At 47.3% G+C, this 19,483-nt stretch carries 19 protein-coding genes and 1 other annotated feature; of the genes, 9 read left to right on the plus strand and 10 right to left on the minus strand.

Annotated elements, in window-relative coordinates; translation table 11 throughout:
* Positions 1-16 precede the first annotated feature (16 nt).
* The 8 genes from galF to ugd all read left to right on the plus strand — a co-directional run bounded on the left by galF (position 17) and on the right by ugd (position 9,755).
* Positions 17-910 carry a UTP--glucose-1-phosphate uridylyltransferase GalF gene (galF, locus tag ACH1XZ_RS02305; protein WP_395594179.1) on the plus strand — a complete coding sequence of 298 codons (894 nt, stop codon included), beginning with the start codon at positions 17-19 and terminating at the stop codon, positions 908-910.
* Between the two features lie 194 nt (positions 911-1,104).
* Positions 1,105-1,731 (plus strand): HAD family hydrolase, encoded by a 627-nt coding sequence (locus ACH1XZ_RS02310; RefSeq protein ID WP_395594180.1) that lies wholly within the window; start codon positions 1,105-1,107, stop codon positions 1,729-1,731.
* A gap of 780 nt (positions 1,732-2,511) precedes the next feature.
* A complete protein-coding gene (locus tag ACH1XZ_RS02315; RefSeq protein ID WP_395594181.1) occupies positions 2,512-3,600 on the plus strand; it encodes a glycosyltransferase in 1,089 nt (362 codons plus the stop codon).
* Positions 3,593-4,813 carry an oligosaccharide flippase family protein gene (locus ACH1XZ_RS02320; protein ID WP_395594182.1) on the plus strand — a complete coding sequence of 407 codons (1,221 nt, stop codon included), beginning with the start codon at positions 3,593-3,595 and terminating at the stop codon, positions 4,811-4,813. Before ACH1XZ_RS02315 ends, ACH1XZ_RS02320 begins: the two co-directional genes overlap by 8 nt.
* Positions 4,814-4,871: 58 nt before the next feature.
* Complete coding sequence (locus ACH1XZ_RS02325; protein WP_395594183.1) at positions 4,872-6,017, plus strand: glycosyltransferase family 4 protein; 1,146 nt, start codon at positions 4,872-4,874, stop codon at positions 6,015-6,017.
* Positions 6,014-6,841 carry a glycosyltransferase gene (locus ACH1XZ_RS02330; protein ID WP_395594184.1) on the plus strand — a complete coding sequence of 276 codons (828 nt, stop codon included), beginning with the start codon at positions 6,014-6,016 and terminating at the stop codon, positions 6,839-6,841. Before ACH1XZ_RS02325 ends, ACH1XZ_RS02330 begins: the two co-directional genes overlap by 4 nt.
* A gap of 142 nt (positions 6,842-6,983) precedes the next feature.
* Complete coding sequence (gene gndA / locus ACH1XZ_RS02335) at positions 6,984-8,390, plus strand: NADP-dependent phosphogluconate dehydrogenase (protein WP_035897610.1); 1,407 nt, start codon at positions 6,984-6,986, stop codon at positions 8,388-8,390.
* 198 nt (positions 8,391-8,588) lie between these two features.
* Entirely contained in the window at positions 8,589-9,755 is a 1,167-nt protein-coding gene (gene ugd, locus ACH1XZ_RS02340) for a UDP-glucose 6-dehydrogenase (protein WP_395594185.1), read from the plus strand.
* 80 nt (positions 9,756-9,835) lie between these two features.
* On the opposite strand, the gene ACH1XZ_RS02345 is transcribed toward ugd, so the two are convergent.
* From ACH1XZ_RS02345 to hisL, 10 genes are all read right to left on the minus strand, one after another.
* Positions 9,836-10,840 (minus strand): NAD-dependent epimerase, encoded by a 1,005-nt coding sequence (locus ACH1XZ_RS02345; RefSeq protein WP_395594186.1) that lies wholly within the window; start codon positions 10,838-10,840, stop codon positions 9,836-9,838.
* 151 nt (positions 10,841-10,991) lie between these two features.
* A complete protein-coding gene (gene hisIE, locus ACH1XZ_RS02350) occupies positions 10,992-11,591 on the minus strand; it encodes a bifunctional phosphoribosyl-AMP cyclohydrolase/phosphoribosyl-ATP diphosphatase HisIE (RefSeq protein ID WP_395594187.1) in 600 nt (199 codons plus the stop codon).
* Positions 11,585-12,361: an imidazole glycerol phosphate synthase subunit HisF gene (gene hisF / locus ACH1XZ_RS02355; RefSeq protein ID WP_123652586.1), complete on the minus strand. Its 777-nt coding sequence runs from the start codon at positions 12,359-12,361 to the stop codon at positions 11,585-11,587. The genes hisIE and hisF overlap by 7 nt, the downstream gene beginning before the upstream one ends.
* Entirely contained in the window at positions 12,343-13,080 is a 738-nt protein-coding gene (hisA, locus tag ACH1XZ_RS02360) for a 1-(5-phosphoribosyl)-5-[(5-phosphoribosylamino)methylideneamino]imidazole-4-carboxamide isomerase (RefSeq protein ID WP_315406168.1), read from the minus strand. The genes hisF and hisA overlap by 19 nt, the downstream gene beginning before the upstream one ends.
* Positions 13,080-13,670 carry an imidazole glycerol phosphate synthase subunit HisH gene (gene hisH / locus ACH1XZ_RS02365; RefSeq protein ID WP_035894867.1) on the minus strand — a complete coding sequence of 197 codons (591 nt, stop codon included), beginning with the start codon at positions 13,668-13,670 and terminating at the stop codon, positions 13,080-13,082. The genes hisA and hisH overlap by 1 nt, the downstream gene beginning before the upstream one ends.
* Positions 13,670-14,737, minus strand: a complete 1,068-nt coding sequence (hisB, locus tag ACH1XZ_RS02370; protein ID WP_395594188.1) for a bifunctional histidinol-phosphatase/imidazoleglycerol-phosphate dehydratase HisB — start codon at positions 14,735-14,737, stop codon at positions 13,670-13,672. The genes hisH and hisB overlap by 1 nt, the downstream gene beginning before the upstream one ends.
* A complete protein-coding gene (hisC, locus tag ACH1XZ_RS02375; RefSeq protein ID WP_123652582.1) occupies positions 14,734-15,795 on the minus strand; it encodes a histidinol-phosphate transaminase in 1,062 nt (353 codons plus the stop codon). Before hisC ends, hisB begins: the two co-directional genes overlap by 4 nt.
* The gene (gene hisD / locus ACH1XZ_RS02380) at positions 15,792-17,096 is read right to left on the minus strand and encodes a histidinol dehydrogenase (protein WP_395594189.1); all 1,305 of its coding nucleotides are present in this window, start codon (positions 17,094-17,096) and stop codon (positions 15,792-15,794) included. Before hisD ends, hisC begins: the two co-directional genes overlap by 4 nt.
* A 127-nt stretch (positions 17,097-17,223) precedes the next feature.
* Entirely contained in the window at positions 17,224-18,123 is a 900-nt protein-coding gene (gene hisG, locus ACH1XZ_RS02385; RefSeq protein WP_035894861.1) for an ATP phosphoribosyltransferase, read from the minus strand.
* Positions 18,124-18,157: 34 nt separating this feature from the next.
* Positions 18,158-18,278 (minus strand) — a sequence feature (His leader region).
* A complete protein-coding gene (gene hisL, locus ACH1XZ_RS02390; RefSeq protein WP_071594744.1) occupies positions 18,254-18,304 on the minus strand; it encodes a his operon leader peptide in 51 nt (16 codons plus the stop codon). It overlaps the preceding feature by 25 nt.
* A 178-nt stretch (positions 18,305-18,482) precedes the next feature.
* On the opposite strand from hisL, the gene ACH1XZ_RS02395 reads away from it, so the two are divergent.
* Entirely contained in the window at positions 18,483-19,304 is an 822-nt protein-coding gene (locus ACH1XZ_RS02395) for an SDR family oxidoreductase (RefSeq protein WP_395594190.1), read from the plus strand.
* Positions 19,305-19,483: the final 179 nt, after the last annotated feature.

The raw sequence follows: 19,483 nt of genomic DNA on the forward strand, positions 1-19,483 counted from the left end.
AAAAGTGGACAATACCATGGTTAATTTGAAAGCAGTCATTCCGGTAGCAGGCTTAGGCATGCATATGTTGCCAGCAACAAAAGCGATTCCTAAAGAAATGCTGCCGATTGTCGATAAACCGATGATTCAGTACATCGTCGATGAAATCGTTGCTGCAGGGATCAAAGAAATCGTCCTGGTCACTCACGCATCGAAAAATGCCGTGGAAAACCACTTCGACACGTCCTACGAACTTGAAGCACTGCTGGAACAACGCGTTAAACGCCAACTGCTTGCCGAGGTTCAGTCAATCTGCCCACCGGGCGTGACGATCATGAACGTGCGTCAGGCACAACCATTGGGTCTTGGCCACTCTATTCTGTGTGCGCACCCGATTGTAGGCAACAGCCCGTTTGTTGTTGTGCTGCCTGATATCATTCTCGATACCGCATCTGCTGATCCATTGCGCTACAACCTTGCCGCGATGGTGGCGCGTTTTAACGAAACGGGTCGCAGCCAGGTACTGGCTAAACGTATGCCGGGCGACTTGTCCGAGTATTCGGTTATCAAAACTAAAGATCCCCTGGATAGTGAAGGTAAGGTCAGCCGCATCGTTGATTTTATTGAGAAACCGGATCAGCCGCAGACGCTGGAATCCGATCTGATGGCAGTAGGGCGCTACGTGCTGTCCGCGGATATCTGGCCAGAGCTGGAAAAAACCGTGCCTGGTGCTTGGGGTCGAATTCAGCTTACTGATGCGATTGCTGAACTGGCGAAAAAACAGTCTGTTGATGCGATGCTGATGACTGGTGATAGCTATGACTGTGGGAAGAAGCTTGGGTATATGCAGGCGTTTGTGCAGTATGGGCTTAGGAACTTGAAGGAAGGGGCTAAGTTCCGGAAAGGGATTGAGAAACTATTTACTAATTAATGTCACACCTCGAAAATCATGTGGAGTACTAAAACGGCAGCAAACGCTATTTTTTACGTTTCTGTCGTTTCCTTGTGATGTTCTGATATTAGAGGATATATCCCTTAGCAACTATAAAGTAGATTCTTGTTGTTCAATCTGTGTATATGTTAGTAATTCAGTTTTCTAGTAACTGTTGAGCTAGGGGCGGTAGCGTGCAAAAAATAGTGAAAATGAAAAAAATACTGTTAGTCGATATTTGCGGAACTATAACCGATAAGAACACAACTCTCGATTATATATCTTTTCTCGGGAAATCCTTGGGGCGCTCTAAAATGATAATGGGTCGACTCCTATGGAAGTTATTTAGGAGCGATAAACTTCGGAAATGGAGTTTGGCACGGTTATCAGGAATGACTCGGTCAGAAATAGAAATGCAATGTGAGTTATATGTTAAAACGTTACCTTTAGATTTACATATTCTTGACTATATCAATAAATATAGGAATGAAGGTTATTGTCTTTATTTTGTTTCTGCAACGTTAGATGTAATTGCGTCATGTTTAATGGAACGATGCAAATTTAATGGTTGGTATGCATCTGTGTTGGCATTTGAAAATGATATTTGTCTTGGATTTTTAGAAAAAGACTTGCTAGATAAAAAAGAAATATTACTTGATGAATTTGATTCTCCCACTGCTGAATTGATAATGATTAGTGATAATCTCGGTGATTATGGTCTAATGCAAAAGTGTAAAAAAGCATATGCGGTTGTAAGACATGACAAAGATATAAAATATTGGGAGGAACGTTCAATTAATATAATCAAAAGGATTGAATGATGTTTTTATTTTTTTTACCGTTTTTATATACATATAAAACCCGATTAAATAGTGGTGTTTCTTTACTATCGTGGATAGCGATCTATCCCATGCTACTATTTATTTTTTGTTTCTTATTTGCGCCTAATTTATCTGCATCTGAGATTATGGTTTTTTTTATTTCATTGGCTATAATTTATAATCTATATGAGATAGGATACATATATAATGATACTGAAACTATCAAAATAGAGGAAAAACCAACATTAAGACTTTCCTCCATTCATTTGAAATATTACTATTTAAATAAAAGACGCATATATGCGTCTCGTCTGTTTTTGTCATTGTTTTTTTGCTATTTATTGACGCATTACTTCTCCGTAAGTTTATTAAATGTAGCTATTGCATGGTTGATCATCCCTGTTTTCTTTGCATACAATAAAATAAGAAGTCGTTTAAATTTAATATTGCATTTCTTTTTAGTGATGTTAAGGTATTTTGGGCCGGTGTTTATTACAATGGGTAATGATGGTTGGCTATGGAGATTATTTTATATAGCGTTACTATTCCCTGTCGCAAATTTATTTGAGCGATGTAGAGAAAAACGATTTGAATTGAGTTTTTTTATTAGACTATCATTTTCAAATATGCAGTGGCGACAGGGTTATTACTTTTTAGTATTATTAATTGCATTCATAGGTTACTTAAGAGGTTTTCCTTTCAGTGATGCTTTTCTATCTTGCGCTATCTGGATGTGTATATACAGAACATTATCACCAATATTTGTAAAGAGATAAATGAATGGGAATTAAAGTATTTTTTCTAATAAATAGTTTAACTCAAGGCGGAGCTGAAAGAATAGCTCTTAAATTAAATAATGAAATAAATAATCATTGCTTTGATGTTTCGCTCGTTACTATTTCAAATGACGACTTCTATAACGAAAAATTAAATAACAAAATAGTATTAAATGATTCTATTCATATTGGGAAAATCAAGAAACTAACAAGCCTCTATACCTTCTTCAAAGGGAGTACAGCGCCAGTACTATGCTTTTCGTTAGACTTAGCGTGTTACATGGTCATGTTAAAAATGCTGGGAATATTAAAATCACCAATTATATGTAGGTTTATTAATAATCCAGATAGCGAATTAAGGAGTGGTATTTTATCTGAACTCAAAAAAATAACCATGTTTTATTTATTGAAGAAATGTGATCAAATAATATGCCAGTCAGAGCAAATGAAAAAGATCCTTAAAGAGAAATATAAAATTAATGAGTCGAGCCTTACTCGGATATATAATCCGATAAGCAGTCCGGCGGACAATGATGTATTTGAGAAAGAATCTTCTGATGAGAAAATAAAATTATTGTTTGTTGGTAGATTAGAACACCAAAAAAATCTAGAGGACATAATAGCTATAGCCTTAATATTAAAACAACAAGGCATTGATTTTACATGGAAAATTGTCGGTCAAGGTGCTGAATTTCAAAAAATTAAGACTTTGATAGACATTAATAACCTAGAGAATGAAATTGTTTTTTGTGGGTTGCAGAATGACATTAACCGATTTTATAAATGGGCCGATGTTACGACTTTAACTTCTCATTTTGAGGGGTTGCCAAACGTATTATTAGAGTCAATTGCAAACAAAACACCATGTATTAGTTATGATTGTCCAACCGGTCCATCTGAAATTATAATCGATGGTGTTAACGGTATTTTGGTACCTTTGTATAATACCAAAGTATTTGCGGAAGCTATAATTAAGTTAAAAAAAATGGATATAAAAGATTGTCCAATTAATAATTCAATTATTGATTTTAAAGATAGTATAATAAAAGAGCAGTATGTGAACTTGATATCGAGATACACAAATAATGCTTAAGGTTTGGAAAAATTTTATTAATCTAACTGCGTTGCAATTATCAACAACTTTTGTACAAATAATTGCATATCCCTACTTGAATACTACAATTGGTAGCTATTCTTATGGTGAGATTATTCTTCAGCAGTTAGTTATATTTCATATTCAAATGATTGTTATGTTTGGTACTGATCTGTCAGCTGTAAGGTTGGCAGCTAAATACCATAATGCCAATGCAAAAATTAAGGTTATTGTTAGTACGGTCATTCTTGGAAGATGTTATTTAGCCATACCATTATGCTTGATATATTTATGTTATGTTCTCTTGTCAGGGCTAAATTACTGGTATATTTTGTTTGTTGTGTCGATATTTGAACCTGTAATTACGCTTCGTTGGTTATATCATGGTAAACAGCAATTAATTTATTTCACAATTCCTTACTGTATTATAAGGATTCTTGGTGTAAGCTTGTTTTTTATTTTCGTTAAGAATCCAATTGATTGGTACTTGGTCATTCCTATAATTGTTTTCTCATCTTTTTTAAGTGTCCTTATTTCTGCATTGAGATGCGTAATCGTTGATGGAATACAATATATAAAATTCAAATATGTATATAAACTTTTTCGTGATGCATATAGTTTATTTATTACTGGTATTGTATCCACGATAAAAGATCGCTCTGGTGGGATTTTAATTGGTTATTTTTTAGGTCCTGCGTCTGTAGTATATTATGATTTTTGTATGAGAATCGTTGGTGTTGTTTCAAGTGTTACTTCAAGTATCTCTGCGGCTTTATTTCCTTCTTTTTTGGTTAATTTTGATGACGTGAAATTTAAAAAGATAAATATGATATTATTTTTAACTTCATTAGTTCCATTGCTATTCTCATTTTTCTTTTCTGGTTATATTGTTGAGGTCGTGGATTTCATATTTAGAATGAATCTTTCGCAAATAAAAATATTATTCCCAATATTTGCATTAATGATTTTTGTGAGATCACACGGATATTTTATTGGTCTGTGCTATTTAATGGCTAGAAATGAAAAAGGAAAGTATGCAGCATCATTAATTATATCCGGGATAGTGTATGTGATAATGATGATTATTTTATTATTTTTTAATACTACAAACTTATTATCTCTTGGGGCTTTACTAGGGATTAGTTTAACTGTGGAATATGTTCATAGAGTAGTGATGTGTTTCGAAGTTAAGAAGAAACAGACAATAAATTAGAACTCTATTATTGGCTCTCGTTAATTCATTTATCTAAACATATGATACTAGGTTAGAAATGAAAATATTAATATTTAGTCATGAATATCCTCCATCAGGAGGTGGTGCAGGTGTTGTCATCGAGCAGCTAATAAAGGAGTTGCTAAGGAAAACAACATGGGTTATTGATTTTGTTACAATGAAAAGTGAATGTAATAAATATGCTCATGGTTTAAATAAGATTTTTGAGGTGCCAATCCACAAAAAAATATGGCCATTGGAGTATTTTTATTACTTCAAGAAAAATATAAATATCCAAAATTATGATTGCATTATTTGTAACGATTCATTAGCTATTTACATAGCTGGAATGGTATTTGATAAAGAATCCCTATCAAAAACATTGTGTTTTTTACATGGTTCTGAACCCGAGTATGTTTATACTCAGAAAAGCTTGGGAAAGAAAGTTCTTAACCTGAAGTATTATTTCCATCGGACAGTCAGCCATTGCAACGTAATCATAGCTCATGGTTTATTTATGAAGAGTAAATTTGAAAATACTCTTGCTAGTAATAAAGTAATGTTCGATAATTCAAAGGTTAAATCGGCATATTTTGGTTTTGATTCCGAACTTTTTAACTTAGAAAACAAGAATGAAAACAGAATATTTATTAGAGAATTATATTCTGTACAAGCAGATGATATTTTGTTGGTCACCGTTTCCAGAATTGAAAAGAAAAAAGGATTCAAGAAAATGCTGGATGCTTTTCAAACTATTGCAAATGGTAATGATAAAGTAAAGTGGATGATTGTGGGGGAGGGGGGATATAGTAGGGAATTAATATCGCTCATTGCTGAAAGAAAATTGGAAGGTAAGATTATTTTAACCGGAAAGATAAAAAGAAATGAACTGAAGAAATATTATCATGCGGGTGATTTATTTCTATTGCTATCAGAATATAAAGAGGCATTTGGACTCGTTTATATGGAAGCTCAAGCATGTGGGGTACCTGCAGTTGGTTATAATGATTCTGGGGTTAAGGAAGCCATTATAAATAATATTACAGGGTTCTTGGTTTATGATGCTGACGAAGTTGTGGATATTATTCTAAAAAATAAAATTAAAGAAATAGATATTGATCATTTAGAAGAGAACTCATTACTATTTTCAGCTTCTGAATGTGCGGGTAATATAATTAATGTTATTGAGCAGAGGCTTTTGTGATATCACATGAAGAGGGTGAAGGGTTTACTGTTTTACTTTCTTTATATAATAAAGAAAGTACATCTGCATTGAATTCTTGCCTTGAAAGTATTTACTATCAAACAATTCAAGCTAATGAAGTAGTAATTGTATATGATGGCGTTATTTCTGAGGGTCTTGATAATGTTGTCCATGTTTGGATGGACATAATGCCTATTAAAGTGTTTAAACTTTGTGAAAACAAAGGTCTCGGTTATGCCCTCAATTTCGGTCTGCAATACTGTACTAATGAATTGATTGCTCGGATGGATACCGATGATGTTTGTTTACCTAAGCGTTTTGAAAAGCAACTTGATATAATGAAAAAAGATCCTGATTTATCTGTTGTTGGTGCAGCTATTGAGGAATTTGATGAAACGATGACATCGTCATTGGGAATTAGATTTTCAAGAGAAACACACGAGAATATAGTTGCGTATTCCAAACATAGAAATCCACTGAACCATATGAGTGTTATGTTCAGAAAAAGTCATGTGCAAAAGGTAGGTGGTTATCAAGAACATTTTTTTATGGAAGATTATAACTTGTGGCTGAGGCTAATGTCTAATGGGTACCGTTTCTATAATATTAAAGATGTATTGCTCAAGGTCAGAGCCGGCGATAGCATGATTACTAGGCGCAGAGGTACTGAGTATTTGAAAAGTGAAGCTTATCTATTAAAAATGAAAATTAAATTAAAAATTGATACTCCACTACATGCTTTTTGTGTTTTTCTTTTACGATTTATACCGCGTTTGCTCCCTTTTTTTTTGCTGAGAGTTTTATATAAACTTATGCGTAAATGATTAATTCTAATATAAAGTGTCGGTATGTGCTCACAAGTTTTAGAATGCTTTATTTAAACTTGCATTCTAGGTTAGTATCACTAAACACAAAGTAATACCGTGCACCACTCGCGCGGTGACCATCCCCTGACAGGAGTATGTAATGTCCAAGCAACAGATCGGCGTAGTCGGTATGGCAGTGATGGGGCGCAACCTAGCGCTCAACATCGAAAGCCGTGGTTATACCGTCTCCATCTTCAACCGCTCCCGTGAAAAAACCGAAGAAGTTGTCGCTGAGAACCCAGGCAAGAAGCTGGTTCCTCACTATACAGTCAAGGAGTTCGTCGAGTCTCTTGAAACCCCACGTCGTATCCTGTTAATGGTGAAGGCGGGCGCAGGCACCGATGCTGCTATCGATTCCCTGAAGCCATACCTTGATAAAGGCGACATCATCATTGATGGCGGTAATACCTTCTTCCAGGACACCATTCGTCGTAACCGTGAACTGTCTGCTGAAGGCTTCAACTTCATCGGTACCGGTGTTTCCGGTGGCGAAGAGGGCGCGCTGAAGGGCCCATCCATCATGCCTGGCGGTCAGAAAGAAGCTTACGAGCTGGTCGCGCCAATCCTGACTAAGATTGCTGCAGTTGCTGAAGACGGCGAACCTTGCGTAACTTACATCGGCGCTGACGGTGCGGGCCACTACGTGAAAATGGTTCACAACGGTATTGAGTATGGCGACATGCAGCTGATTGCTGAAGCTTACTCCCTGCTGAAAGGCGGCCTGAACCTGTCCAACGAAGAACTGGCAACGACCTTCACCGAGTGGAACGAAGGCGAGCTGAGCAGCTACCTGATCGACATCACCAAAGATATCTTCACCAAGAAAGATGAAGAAGGCAAATACCTGGTTGATGTTATTCTGGACGAAGCGGCGAACAAAGGTACCGGTAAATGGACCAGCCAGAGCTCTCTGGATCTGGGCGAACCGCTGTCCCTGATCACCGAATCCGTGTTCGCACGTTACATCTCCTCCCTGAAAGACCAGCGCGTTGCGGCATCTAAAGTGCTGTCTGGCCCGCAGGCGAAACTGGCTGGCGATAAAGCAGAGTTCGTTGAGAAAGTGCGTCGTGCACTGTACCTGGGCAAAATCGTCTCCTATGCACAGGGCTTCTCTCAGCTGCGTGCCGCGTCTGACGAATACAACTGGGATCTGAACTACGGCGAAATCGCGAAGATCTTCCGCGCGGGCTGCATCATTCGTGCGCAGTTCCTGCAGAAAATTACCGACGCGTATGCTGAAAACAAAGGCATCGCCAACCTGCTGCTGGCACCGTACTTCAAAAATATCGCTGACGAATACCAGCAGGCACTGCGTGATGTTGTTGCCTACGCGGTTCAGAACGGTATCCCGGTTCCAACCTTCTCTGCAGCCGTCGCGTACTACGACAGCTACCGTTCTGCGGTACTGCCAGCGAACCTGATTCAGGCTCAGCGTGACTACTTCGGTGCGCATACTTATAAACGTACTGACAAAGAAGGTGTGTTCCACACCGAATGGCTGGATTAATCTGAATTAACCCACCGCTAAATGCAGGCCCGGAGCGCTCCTCCGGGCTTTTTTATTGCTAAAAAATGGGATTCAGTCAGGTCTGATAGGCAGCGTTGCAGTAAATCACGATATACTGACTCCATGCTGACCCGATACGCCAACCTAACGGCGACGTGTTCACCCTTACATGTTTAACCAGAAGAAGTTACACAACGAATGAAGATAACTATTTCAGGAACAGGTTACGTCGGTTTATCTAATGGCATTCTGATTGCTCAGCACCATGAAGTGGTGGCGCTCGATATCGTGCAAGCCAAAGTGGATATGCTGAATCAGAAGAAATCGCCGATTGTCGATAAAGAGATTGAAGAGTATCTGGCGACGAAATCGCTGAATTTCCGCGCGACGACTGATAAGCACGACGCTTACCGCGACGCGGATTTCGTGATTATTGCCACGCCGACCGACTACGATCCGAAAACTAACTACTTCAATACCTCAAGCGTCGAATCCGTTATCCGTGACGTCACGGAAATCAACCCAAAAGCGGTGATGATTATCAAGTCGACTATTCCGGTTGGCTTCACGAACTCTATCAAAGAGCAGCTTGGCATTGATAACATCTTCTTCTCGCCGGAGTTCCTGCGTGAAGGCCGTGCGCTGTATGACAACCTGCACCCGTCCCGCATCGTTATCGGTGAGCGTTCAGAGCGTGCCGAGCGTTTTGCGGCACTGCTGCAGGAAGGGGCGATTAAGAAAGACATCCCTACGCTTTTTACTGATTCGACCGAAGCCGAAGCCATCAAGCTGTTTGCCAATACCTATCTGGCGCTGCGTGTCGCCTACTTTAATGAACTGGATAGCTATGCGGAGAGCCTGGGCCTGAACTCTCGTCAGATTATCGAAGGCGTTTGTCTGGACCCGCGTATCGGCAATCACTATAACAACCCGTCGTTTGGCTATGGTGGCTACTGTCTGCCGAAGGATACCAAGCAGTTGCTGGCGAACTATGAATCGGTACCGAACAACATCATCGGTGCTATCGTTGATGCCAACCGTACGCGTAAAGACTTTATCGCAGACTCTATTCTGGCTCGCAAGCCGAAGGTTGTGGGCGTCTATCGCCTGATTATGAAGTCCGGATCTGACAACTTCCGTGCTTCCTCGATCCAGGGGATCATGAAGCGTATCAAGGCGAAGGGCATTCCGGTCATTATTTATGAACCGGTGATGCAAGAGGATGAATTCTTCAACTCTCGCGTCGTACGTGACCTGGATGCTTTTAAGCAGGAAGCGGATGTGATTATCTCTAACCGTATGGCGGAAGAGTTAGCTGACGTGGAAGAGAAGGTTTATACGCGCGATCTGTTTGGTAATGATTAAACGTTAGTCTCGGTGCAGTGACCGGCGGCGCTTGCCTGTCCGGGCTACGAAAGATAGAGCCCTCTGATGAGGGCTTTTTTTTATGCTTTATAAAACTCGCGGTACCAATCCACGAAGTTTTTTACGCCTTCCTTCACGGTGGTTTGCGGGCGAAAGCCCACCAGATCGTACAACGGCTGCGTTTCCGCACTGGTTTCCAGCACATCGCCGGCCTGCATCGGCATCATGTTTTTCTTCGCTTCAATACCCAAGGCTTCTTCCAGCGCCGTAATGTAGTCCATTAATTCAACCGGTGCGCTGTTGCCGATGTTGTAAACCCGATAGGGTGCCGAGCTGGTTGCCGGAGAGCCGGTCTCGACGGTCCAATCGCTATTGGCTTCAGGAATAACATCCTGTAGGCGGATAATGGCTTCTACGATGTCGTCAATGTAGGTGAAGTCGCGCTTCATTTTCCCGTAGTTGTAGACATCGATACTTTTCCCTTCCAGCATCGCCTTGGTGAACTTGAACAGCGCCATATCCGGGCGGCCCCACGGGCCATAGACGGTAAAGAAGCGAAGCCCGGTCGTTGGCATGCCGTATAGGTGAGAGTAGGTATGCGCCATCAGTTCGTTAGCTTTCTTCGTCGCGGCATACAATGACACCGGGTGATCCACGCTGTCGTCCGTGGAGAACGGCATTTTACTGTTCAGGCCGTAGACCGAGCTTGAGGAGGCATACACCAGGTGTTGTACTTTGTTGTGGCGGCAGCCTTCCAGAATGTTCAAATGACCAATCAGATTGGCTTGCGCGTAGGCATGTGGATTTTCCAGAGAATAGCGAACGCCAGCCTGAGCGGCCAGATGAATGACGCGATCAAACTGTGCCTCGGTAAACAGCGCTGCCATGGCAGTATTATCGGCGAGATCGATTTTCGCAAAATGGAAATTCGGCGATTGCAGCAAATCAAGACGCGCCTGCTTCAGACTAACGTCATAATAATCATTGAGGTTATCGAGCCCGACAACGTGATGACCAGCAGCAAGCAGACGCTGGCTGACGTGAAAACCGATAAACCCTGCGGCGCCGGTGACCAAATATTTCATAGTAATCCTTCAATCAATTCAGATGCGAGCATCCCTAATGGGCGCGATCATACCGTCTGTTAGCGAAAAAATATAATCGTTATATGCCATCAGGGTTATCGGAATACGAACTAAATGAAAAACCCGGCGCGGGGCCGGGTTAGGGGAGGGGTTACTGATGCCGTTCCCGTAAATTATCGATAACGGTGGTCAAATCCAACTCCTGATCCTGCAGCAGCACCAACAGGTGATACATCAAATCAGAAGCCTCATTTTTCAGCTCAAACTTATCGTGCACTGTCGCCGCCAGCGCAGTTTCCACGCCTTCTTCACCGACTTTCTGCGCAATACGTTTCGTGCCGCTCGCGTACAGCTTCGCGGTATAGGAACTTTCAGGGTCGGCGGTTTTACGCTCGGCCAGCAGCTGTTCAAGCTGATACAGGAACAGCCATTTGTGGCTGGTCTCACCAAAGCAGCTCGACGTGCCTTTGTGGCAGGTTGGGCCAATAGGGTTCACCAGAATCAGCAGCGTGTCGTTATCGCAATCAGGTGCGATGCTGACCACGTTCAGGAAGTGGCCGGAGGTTTCACCTTTGGTCCACAGGCGCTGTTTGGTGCGAGAGAAAAAGGTCACTTTGCCCGTTTCCTGCGTTTTCGCCAGCGCTTCCTGGTTCATGTAGCCCAGCATTAACACTTCGCCGGATACCGCGTGTTGGATAACGGCAGGCATCAGTCCGTCGGTTTTTTCCCAGTCCAGTTGTTCAGTTAACATACCCGTATCTCCACGCCCTGTGCTGCCAGGTACGCTTTTAGTTCACCAATATTAATAATCTGCTTGTGGAATACCGATGCAGCCAGCGCACCGTCGACGTTGGCGTCGCGGAACGCTTCCAGGAAGTGCTCCATGGTGCCTGCGCCGCCGGAGGCGATCAGCGGCACGTGGCAGACTTCGCGCACTTTTTTCAGCTGTTCCAGGTCGTAGCCGTTACGCACGCCGTCCTGGTTCATCATGTTGAGGACGATTTCGCCTGCGCCACGCTTTTGGACTTCCTGTACCCAGTCCAGCGTTTCCCACTGGGTGACGCGGGTGCGGCTTTCGTCGCCGGTGTACTGATTAACATGATACTTGCCGGTGTCGGCATCAAACCAGGTATCAATCCCCACGACGATGCACTGCACGCCAAAACGGTCCGCCAGGCGGGTGATCAGCTCCGGGTCGGCCAGTGCCGGGGAGTTGATGGAAATTTTGTCCGCACCGAAGGAGAGAATGCGTGCGGCATCATCGATGGACTTGATGCCACCGGCAACACAGAACGGGATATCAATGACCTCGGCAACGCGTGAGACCCAGCTTTTATCGACCACTCGGCCATCGCTGGAGGCGGTGATATCGTAGAACACCAGTTCGTCCGCGCCTTCGTCAGCGTAGCGTTTCGCCAGCGGAACGATATCGCCGATAATTTCGTGGTTGCGGAACTGCACGCCTTTAACGACCTGACCATCGCGCACATCGAGACAAGGAATTATCCGTTTTGCCAGCATTGGATGGCCTCCGTTACGTTGAATTTACCTTCCAGCAGCGCGCGCCCGACAATCACGCCGCGCACGCCGGTACCGCGCAGTGCGGCGATATCGTTAAGGTCGCCAATACCGCCGGAAGACTGGAATGCCACCTGCGGATAGCGAGCACAGACTTCTTCATACAGTGAGACGTTAGAGCCCGCCAGCGTCCCATCGCGAGAGATATCGGTACACAAAACGTGTTGCAGGCCAACCGGCAGATAGGTTTCGACCAGCTCCTCCAGCGTAACGCCGGAGTTTTCCTGCCAGCCGCTGACCGCCACCTGCTTGGTGCCGTTTTCATCAATACGCACGTCCAGCGCCAGCACCAGATGTTCGGCGCCAAAGCGTTTAAACCAACCTTTGACCACTTCCGGTGATTTTACCGCCGTTGAGCCTACGACCACGCGAGCAACGCCCGCGTCGAGCAGGGCGGCAACGTCTTCTTCAGTACGCACGCCGCCGCCAACCTGAACCGGCACCTTCACGCCGGCAACCAGCGTTTTCAGCAGTGGGATCTGCCGCTGTGCCGGGTCTTTCGCGCCGGTTAAATCGACCAGGTGCAGCACTTCTGCGCCCTGTGCTGCGTAATCTTGCAAACGTGGCAGAGGGTCATTGCCGTAGTCGCGCTGCTGGCCGTAATCTCCCTGATGGAGGCGCACCACGGTGCCGTTAATCAAATCTAAAGCAGGAATGATCATCACATCTCCAGGAAGTTTTTCAGCAGCTGTGCGCCTGCGGCACCCGAGCGTTCTGGGTGGAACTGCACGCCGTAAAAGTTATCTTTCTGCACGGCGGCGGTGAACGGCTCACCGTAGTTGCACTGGGCGATGGTGTACTCGTTGACCGGCATAGCGTAGCTGTGGACGAAGTAGAAGTAGGCACCGTCTTCAATGCCGCGGAACAGACGGTCGCCTGCTTTCGGGTAGACTCGGTTCCAGCCCATGTGCGGCAGCGGCAGGCCAAAATCAGTCATCTTCGGCACGTCTTGCTCGATGATGCCGAGCAGGTCTACACCATTTGTCTCTTCGCTACGGCGGCCGAGCAGCTGCATACCGAGGCAGATCCCCAGCACCGGCTGGGTACAGGCTTTGATTAAGTCGACCAGCTCGCGCTCACGAATCTGGTCCATGGCGGCTTGCGCCGTGCCTACGCCAGGTAGAAAGAGCTTATCCGCGCGCAGTACTACCTCCGGGTCGCGGCTCACCACTGGCTCGTAGCCATGGCGAGCTATTGCTGACTTTACCGAGTTAAGGTTTGCGCAGCCGGTATCAAGGACTACCACGTTCATCACAGCACTCCTTTCGAAGAAGGAAGGGTGTTGCCGTCTACGCGAATCGCCTGGCGCAGAGTACGGCCGAAGACTTTGAACAGACTTTCTACGCGGTGGTGATCGTTTTTGCCCTTGGTTTTCAGGTGCAGCGTGATACCCATGGCGTAGGAGAGCGAGCGGAAGAAGTGCTCGATCATCTCGGTGCTGAGATCGCCTACGCGCTGGTAGGTGAATTCGGCTTTGTATTCCAGGTGCGGACGGCCGGAGATATCCAGCGCGCAGCGCGCCAGGCATTCGTCCATGGGCAGCACAAAACCAAAGCGGTTGATACCGCGTTTGTCGCCGAGCGCCACCTTCAGCGCCTCGCCGAGCGCCAGACCGGTATCTTCCACCGTGTGGTGATCGTCGATATACAGGTCGCCCTTCACGGTGATATTCATGCGGAAGCCGCCGTGGGTGGCAATTTGATCCAGCATGTGGTCAAAGAAGCCGACGCCGGTATTAATTTTGCTGCCGCCTTCGCGGTCGAGCCACACCTCCACGTCAATCTGCGTTTCGCGGGTGTTGCGCTCAATGTGTGCGTAGCGGTCGCGGCGGGTCAGCTGTTCGCCAATCATCGCCCAGTTCAGCGTGTCGCGGTTATAGCGCAGGCCGGTAATGCCCATGTTGGCCGCCAGCTCAATATCAGTGGCGCGGTCGCCAATCACGTAGCTGTTGGCGGTGTCCATCACTTCGTTCGCCAGCCATGCGGTCACCAGCTGCGTTTTCGGCTTGCGGCATTCGCAGTTATCGGCTGGCAGATGCGGGCAGATCAGCACATCGTCAAACACCACGCCCTGAGAGGTGAAAATCTGCATCATCAGGTTGTGCGGGCCGTCGAAGTCTGCCTGCGGGAAGCTGTTGGTGCCCAGTCCGTCCTGGTTGGTGATCATCACCAGCTTGTAACCTGCATTTTGCAGCTTTAGCAGTACCGGAATAGCGTCGGGTTCGAAGGCCAGCTTGTCAAAACGGTCTACCTGATAGTCGCTTGGTGGTTCGGAAATCAGGGTGCCATCGCGATCGATAAAGAGAAACTTCTGGGTCATACGGTCTCCGCTTTCAAAGCGTCAATCACGCGCTGGCTTTCGGCACGCGTGCCGATAGTGATGCGCAAACAGCCGCTTAAAGAAGGTTGTTTATTCTGGTCTCGTAAGATAATGCCCTGATCCCACAAAGATTTAAATACGATACTTGAGGCTTTGATCCGGGCCAGTACGTAGTTGGTCTCGGAATCAAAAACCTGTTCAACGCAGTCGATGGTGCGTAGCGCCTCCACCAGGTACTCGCGCTCGCTTAAAATCTGCGCCACGCGCTCGCGCATTGCGGCAATTCCCTGCGCGCTAAGCGCCTGGGCGGCAATATCGGCAACCGGGGTGGACAGAGGATAAGGGGCGATTACTTTCATTAATAAGGCAATCACTTCCTCATTGGCGAGCGTGAAGCCGCAGCGCAGCCCCGCCAGGGCAAAAGCTTTAGAGAGGGTACGCAGAATGACCAGGTGCGGGTATTCCGCCAGCCAGCCTGCCAGCGTCGCCTGTGGGCAGAACTCAATATAAGCTTCGTCGGCAACCACCAGCGCTTTGTCGCGGGTCATCTCCAGCAGGGTACGGAAATCCTGCGGGTTGATAATCTGCCCGGTCGGGTTGTTCGGGCTGCAGACGTAGACCACTTTCACATTGCCGAGGCTGTCGGCGATGGCAGGCAGGTCGAGCTGCCAGTCGGCTTTGGCTGGCACGGTGCGGCACTCTACGCCGATGGTTTCAGCGCTAACGCTATACATACCGTAGGTTGGCGGGCAGAACAGTACCGCATCGCGACCCGGTTCGCAGAAGGCGCGTACCAGCAGTTCGATACCTTCGTCCGCGCCGCGGCTGACCAGAACCTGCGTAGGCTTCACGCCCGCGTAGGCGGCGTAGTTTTCAATCACCGCTTTCGGCTGACACTCCGGATAGCGGTTCAGCGTTTGCTGGCTCAGTTCGAATGGTACCGCCGTCGGGTATTCATTGGCATTCAGCCAGACGTCACCTTTGCCGCCAAGACGGCGGGCAGACTGATACGGGGTTAATGCGCGAACGTTGTCGCGGGCTAACTGTTCAATGCTCATGCTTGCTCCTTCAGGGCGTTTACGCGTAGGGTGACGGCATTTTTGTGGGCGGTCAGCAGTTCGGCGGCGGCCAGCGTTTCGATGGTGGCGGCGATAGCACTAAAGCCATCGCGAGACAGTTCCTGAACGGTCATCCGTTTCTGGAAGTCTGCCAGCCCCAGGCTTGAACAGGTTGAGGTATAGCCGTAGGTCGGCAGCACGTGGTTAGTCCCGGAAGCGTAATCGCCCGCAGACTCCGGCGACCAGTCGCCAAGGAAGACGGAACCGGCGCTGGTGATATCGTCAACCAGTTCACGGGCGTTGCGGGTCTGAATGATTAAGTGTTCCGGGCCATAGGCGTTGGAAATCGCCACGCATTGCGCCAGATCTTTCGCCACGATAAGGCGGCTGGCAGAGAGCGCCTGACGTGCGGTTTCAGCGCGGGAGAGCGCGGCAAGCTGGCGTTCAACGGCCTCGGCGACGCCTTCGGCAATCTTCGCATCTGGGGTGAGTAGGATAACCTGAGAATCAGGGCCGTGCTCCGCCTGAGAAAGCAGGTCAGAGGCGATAAAATCTGGCGTGGCGCCGCTATCGGCGATCACCAGCACTTCAGACGGGCCAGCGGGCATATCAATCGCCGCACCGTCGAGGCGCTGGCTGACCTGACGCTTCGCTTCAGTGACATAGGCATTGCCTGGTCCGAAGATTTTATCGACCTTCGGAATGGATTCCGTACCCAGCGCCAGCGCGGCAATCGCCTGAGCACCACCCACTTTGTAGACGTTCTCTACGCCGCAAAGCTGCGCGGCATAGAGGATCTCATCGGCAATCGGCGGCGGTGAGCAGAGCACCACTTTTTTGCAGCCGGCAATGCGCGCCGGGGTTGCGAGCATTAATACGGTAGAGAACAGCGGGGCGGAACCGCCTGGAATATAAAGGCCAACCGAGGCGATGGGGCGAGTCACCTGCTGGCAGCGCACGCCTGGCTGAGTTTCAATATCCACCGGTGGTAGGATTTGCGCGGTGTGGAAGGTATCGATATTGCGTACTGCCGCCTGCATCGCCTGCTTGAGTTCATCGCTCAGACGGCCGCTGGCCTGCTGAATTTCTTCTGCGGTGACCTTCAGCGCGCTGACTTCGGTTTTATCAAACTTTGCGCTGTATTCACGCAGTGCGCTGTCGCCGTTGGCTTTGACGTTATCCAGAATCTCCGCCACCGTACGGGTGATGCTATCGGAGGCCGAGATGGCCGGGCGCATCAGCAGCGCTTGCTGTTGTTCGGGGCTACAGCTATTCCAGTCAATCAGGGTATTGAAGCTCATGGTCGTTACTCCATCATGGGGCCGTGCCGGATGGCGGCGTTGCCTTATCCGGCCTACAAGGGCCGTAATATCAATGCGTGTGACAATTCTTGTAGGCCTGATAAGCGTAGCGCCATCAGGCATCATATCACTCCATCATCTTCTCAATCGGCAGCACCAGAATAGAGCTGGCACCCAGGGCCTTCAGTTTTTCCATGGTTTCCCAGAACAGGGTTTCGCTGCTCACCATGTGCATCGCTACGCGCTGCTTGTCGCCCGCCAGTGGCAGAATGGTTGGGCGCTCAGCGCCAGGCAGCAGGGCGATAACTTCATCCAGACGCTCGGTTGGCGCGTGCATCATGATGTATTTCGATTCGCGAGCCTGAATCACGCCCTGAATACGGGTTAACAGACGGTCAATCAGCTGCTGTTTGGCTTCGCTCATCTCGCCGTCGCGCTGAATCAGGCAGGCTTTAGAGCGGAACATGACTTCCACTTCACGCAGGCCGTTGGCTTCAAGCGTTGCACCGGTCGATACCAGGTCGCAAATGGCGTCAGCAAGGCCAGCGCGCGGGGCAACTTCGACGGAACCGTTCAGCAGGCAGGATTTAAAGCTGATGCCTTTCTGATCGAGGTAACGCTTCAGCAGGTGCGGGTAAGAGGTAGCGATACGTTTACCGTCGAGCGCGGCCGGGCCGTTCCACGCTTCATCCGCGGGGGTGGCAAGAGAGAGACGGCAACCGCCGAAGTCCAGACGACGCAGAGTAAAGTAGCGTGGGTCTTCGCCCTGGGCGCGACGGCTCAGCAGCTCTTCTTCCAGCACGTTTTCGCCAATGATGCCGAGATCTACGACGCCATCCATAATCAGGCCTGGGATATCGTCATCACGAACGCGCAGGATGTCGATAGGCATGTTCTCCGCCATCGCAATCAGGCGCTGGGTGTGGAGATTAATTTTGATGCCACAACGGGCCAGTAATTCGCGTGAATCATCGCTCAGACGACCTGATTTCTGCATAGCTATGCGTAAACGGCTGTTATCTAACATTCTCTATTCCTCATTACCCTGCTGAATTTTGTTCAAAAAAAAGCCCCCGGAAGATCTCTTCCGGGGGCTCTCTTGCGTTCATGCACCACTGGAAGATCTGAATGTCTCCCAGCACACATCGCCTGAAAGACTAGTCAGGGTGATGGTGATGATGGTGGTGTTTAAATTGAACGCGGCTCATAAATTTCTCGTTGAATGACTATTCACTTGATGTCTTTTAACCTAAACCACTTTTGTCATTGAACGCAAGCGCTTTTTACATTCATTAAATCAATTCATGTAGCGACTATAAATTGTCAGTTTTATCGTGGTGGCGTAGCCTTATTAAGGTAGTTCGGCAAGAACCAGGAGATAGCGCAATGAAGAAAGTGGCAATCGTCGGTTTAGGGTGGCTGGGTATGCCGCTGGCGCTGTCGTTGATGGCGCGTGGCTGGCAGGTGACCGGCAGCAAAACGACTGAGGACGGCGTGGAAGCAGCACGGATGTGCGGGATTGATGGCTATCCGTTGCGGCTCGAACCACAACTGGTGTGCGAGGCCGATGACCTCGATGCTTTAATGAACGTCGACGCATTAGTGATAACATTACCGGCGCGTCGTAGCGGTCCGGGTGAGGATTTTTACCATCAGGCGGTGCAGGAGATTGTGGACTCGGCGCTGGCGCATCATATTCCGCGCATCATCTTTACCAGTTCGACGTCGGTGTACGGTAGTGATGAGGGGACGGTAAAAGAAACCTCTCCGCGCAATCCCGGCACGGCGAGCGGGCGGGTACTGAAAGAGCTTGAAGATTGGCTACATCAGTTACCGGGAACGTCGGTCGATATTTTGCGCCTCGCTGGGCTGGTGGGGCCGGAACGTCATCCTGGTCGTTTCTTTGCCGGGAAATCGGCTTCTGACGGCCAGCAGGGCGTAAACCTGGTGCATCTGGACGATGTGATAGCGGCCATTACGCTGCTGCTCCAGGCACCGAAAGGCGGTCACATTTACAATATTTGTGCGCCAGGGCATCCCGCACGCGGTGTGTTTTATCCGCAAATGGCCCGTGAGCTTGGGCTGTCGGTGCCCGTTTTTAGCAACAGTGGTAAAGGGCAGGGGAAAATCATCGACGGCAATCGCATCTGCCGTGAATTAGGCTTTGAATATCAATTCCCTGACCCCCTGCGGATGCCTCTGGAGTAGCCGCCTGGGATAGTCATTCATTTATGTAACATATAAATAGATACACAATTCTTATGGTTATTGATTATTGTTGAGTCGGCTGTTTTAGCAAATCGTGCTATAAATCTGGGGCGTACTTTACAGATTGCTTGTTAATCAGCCAGTTGGATGAGAACTCGCATTATTCCTGCTCTCACCGG

Source organism: Kluyvera chengduensis (assembly GCF_044197065.1).
GTDB classification, from domain to species: domain Bacteria; phylum Pseudomonadota; class Gammaproteobacteria; order Enterobacterales; family Enterobacteriaceae; genus Kluyvera; species Kluyvera ascorbata_C.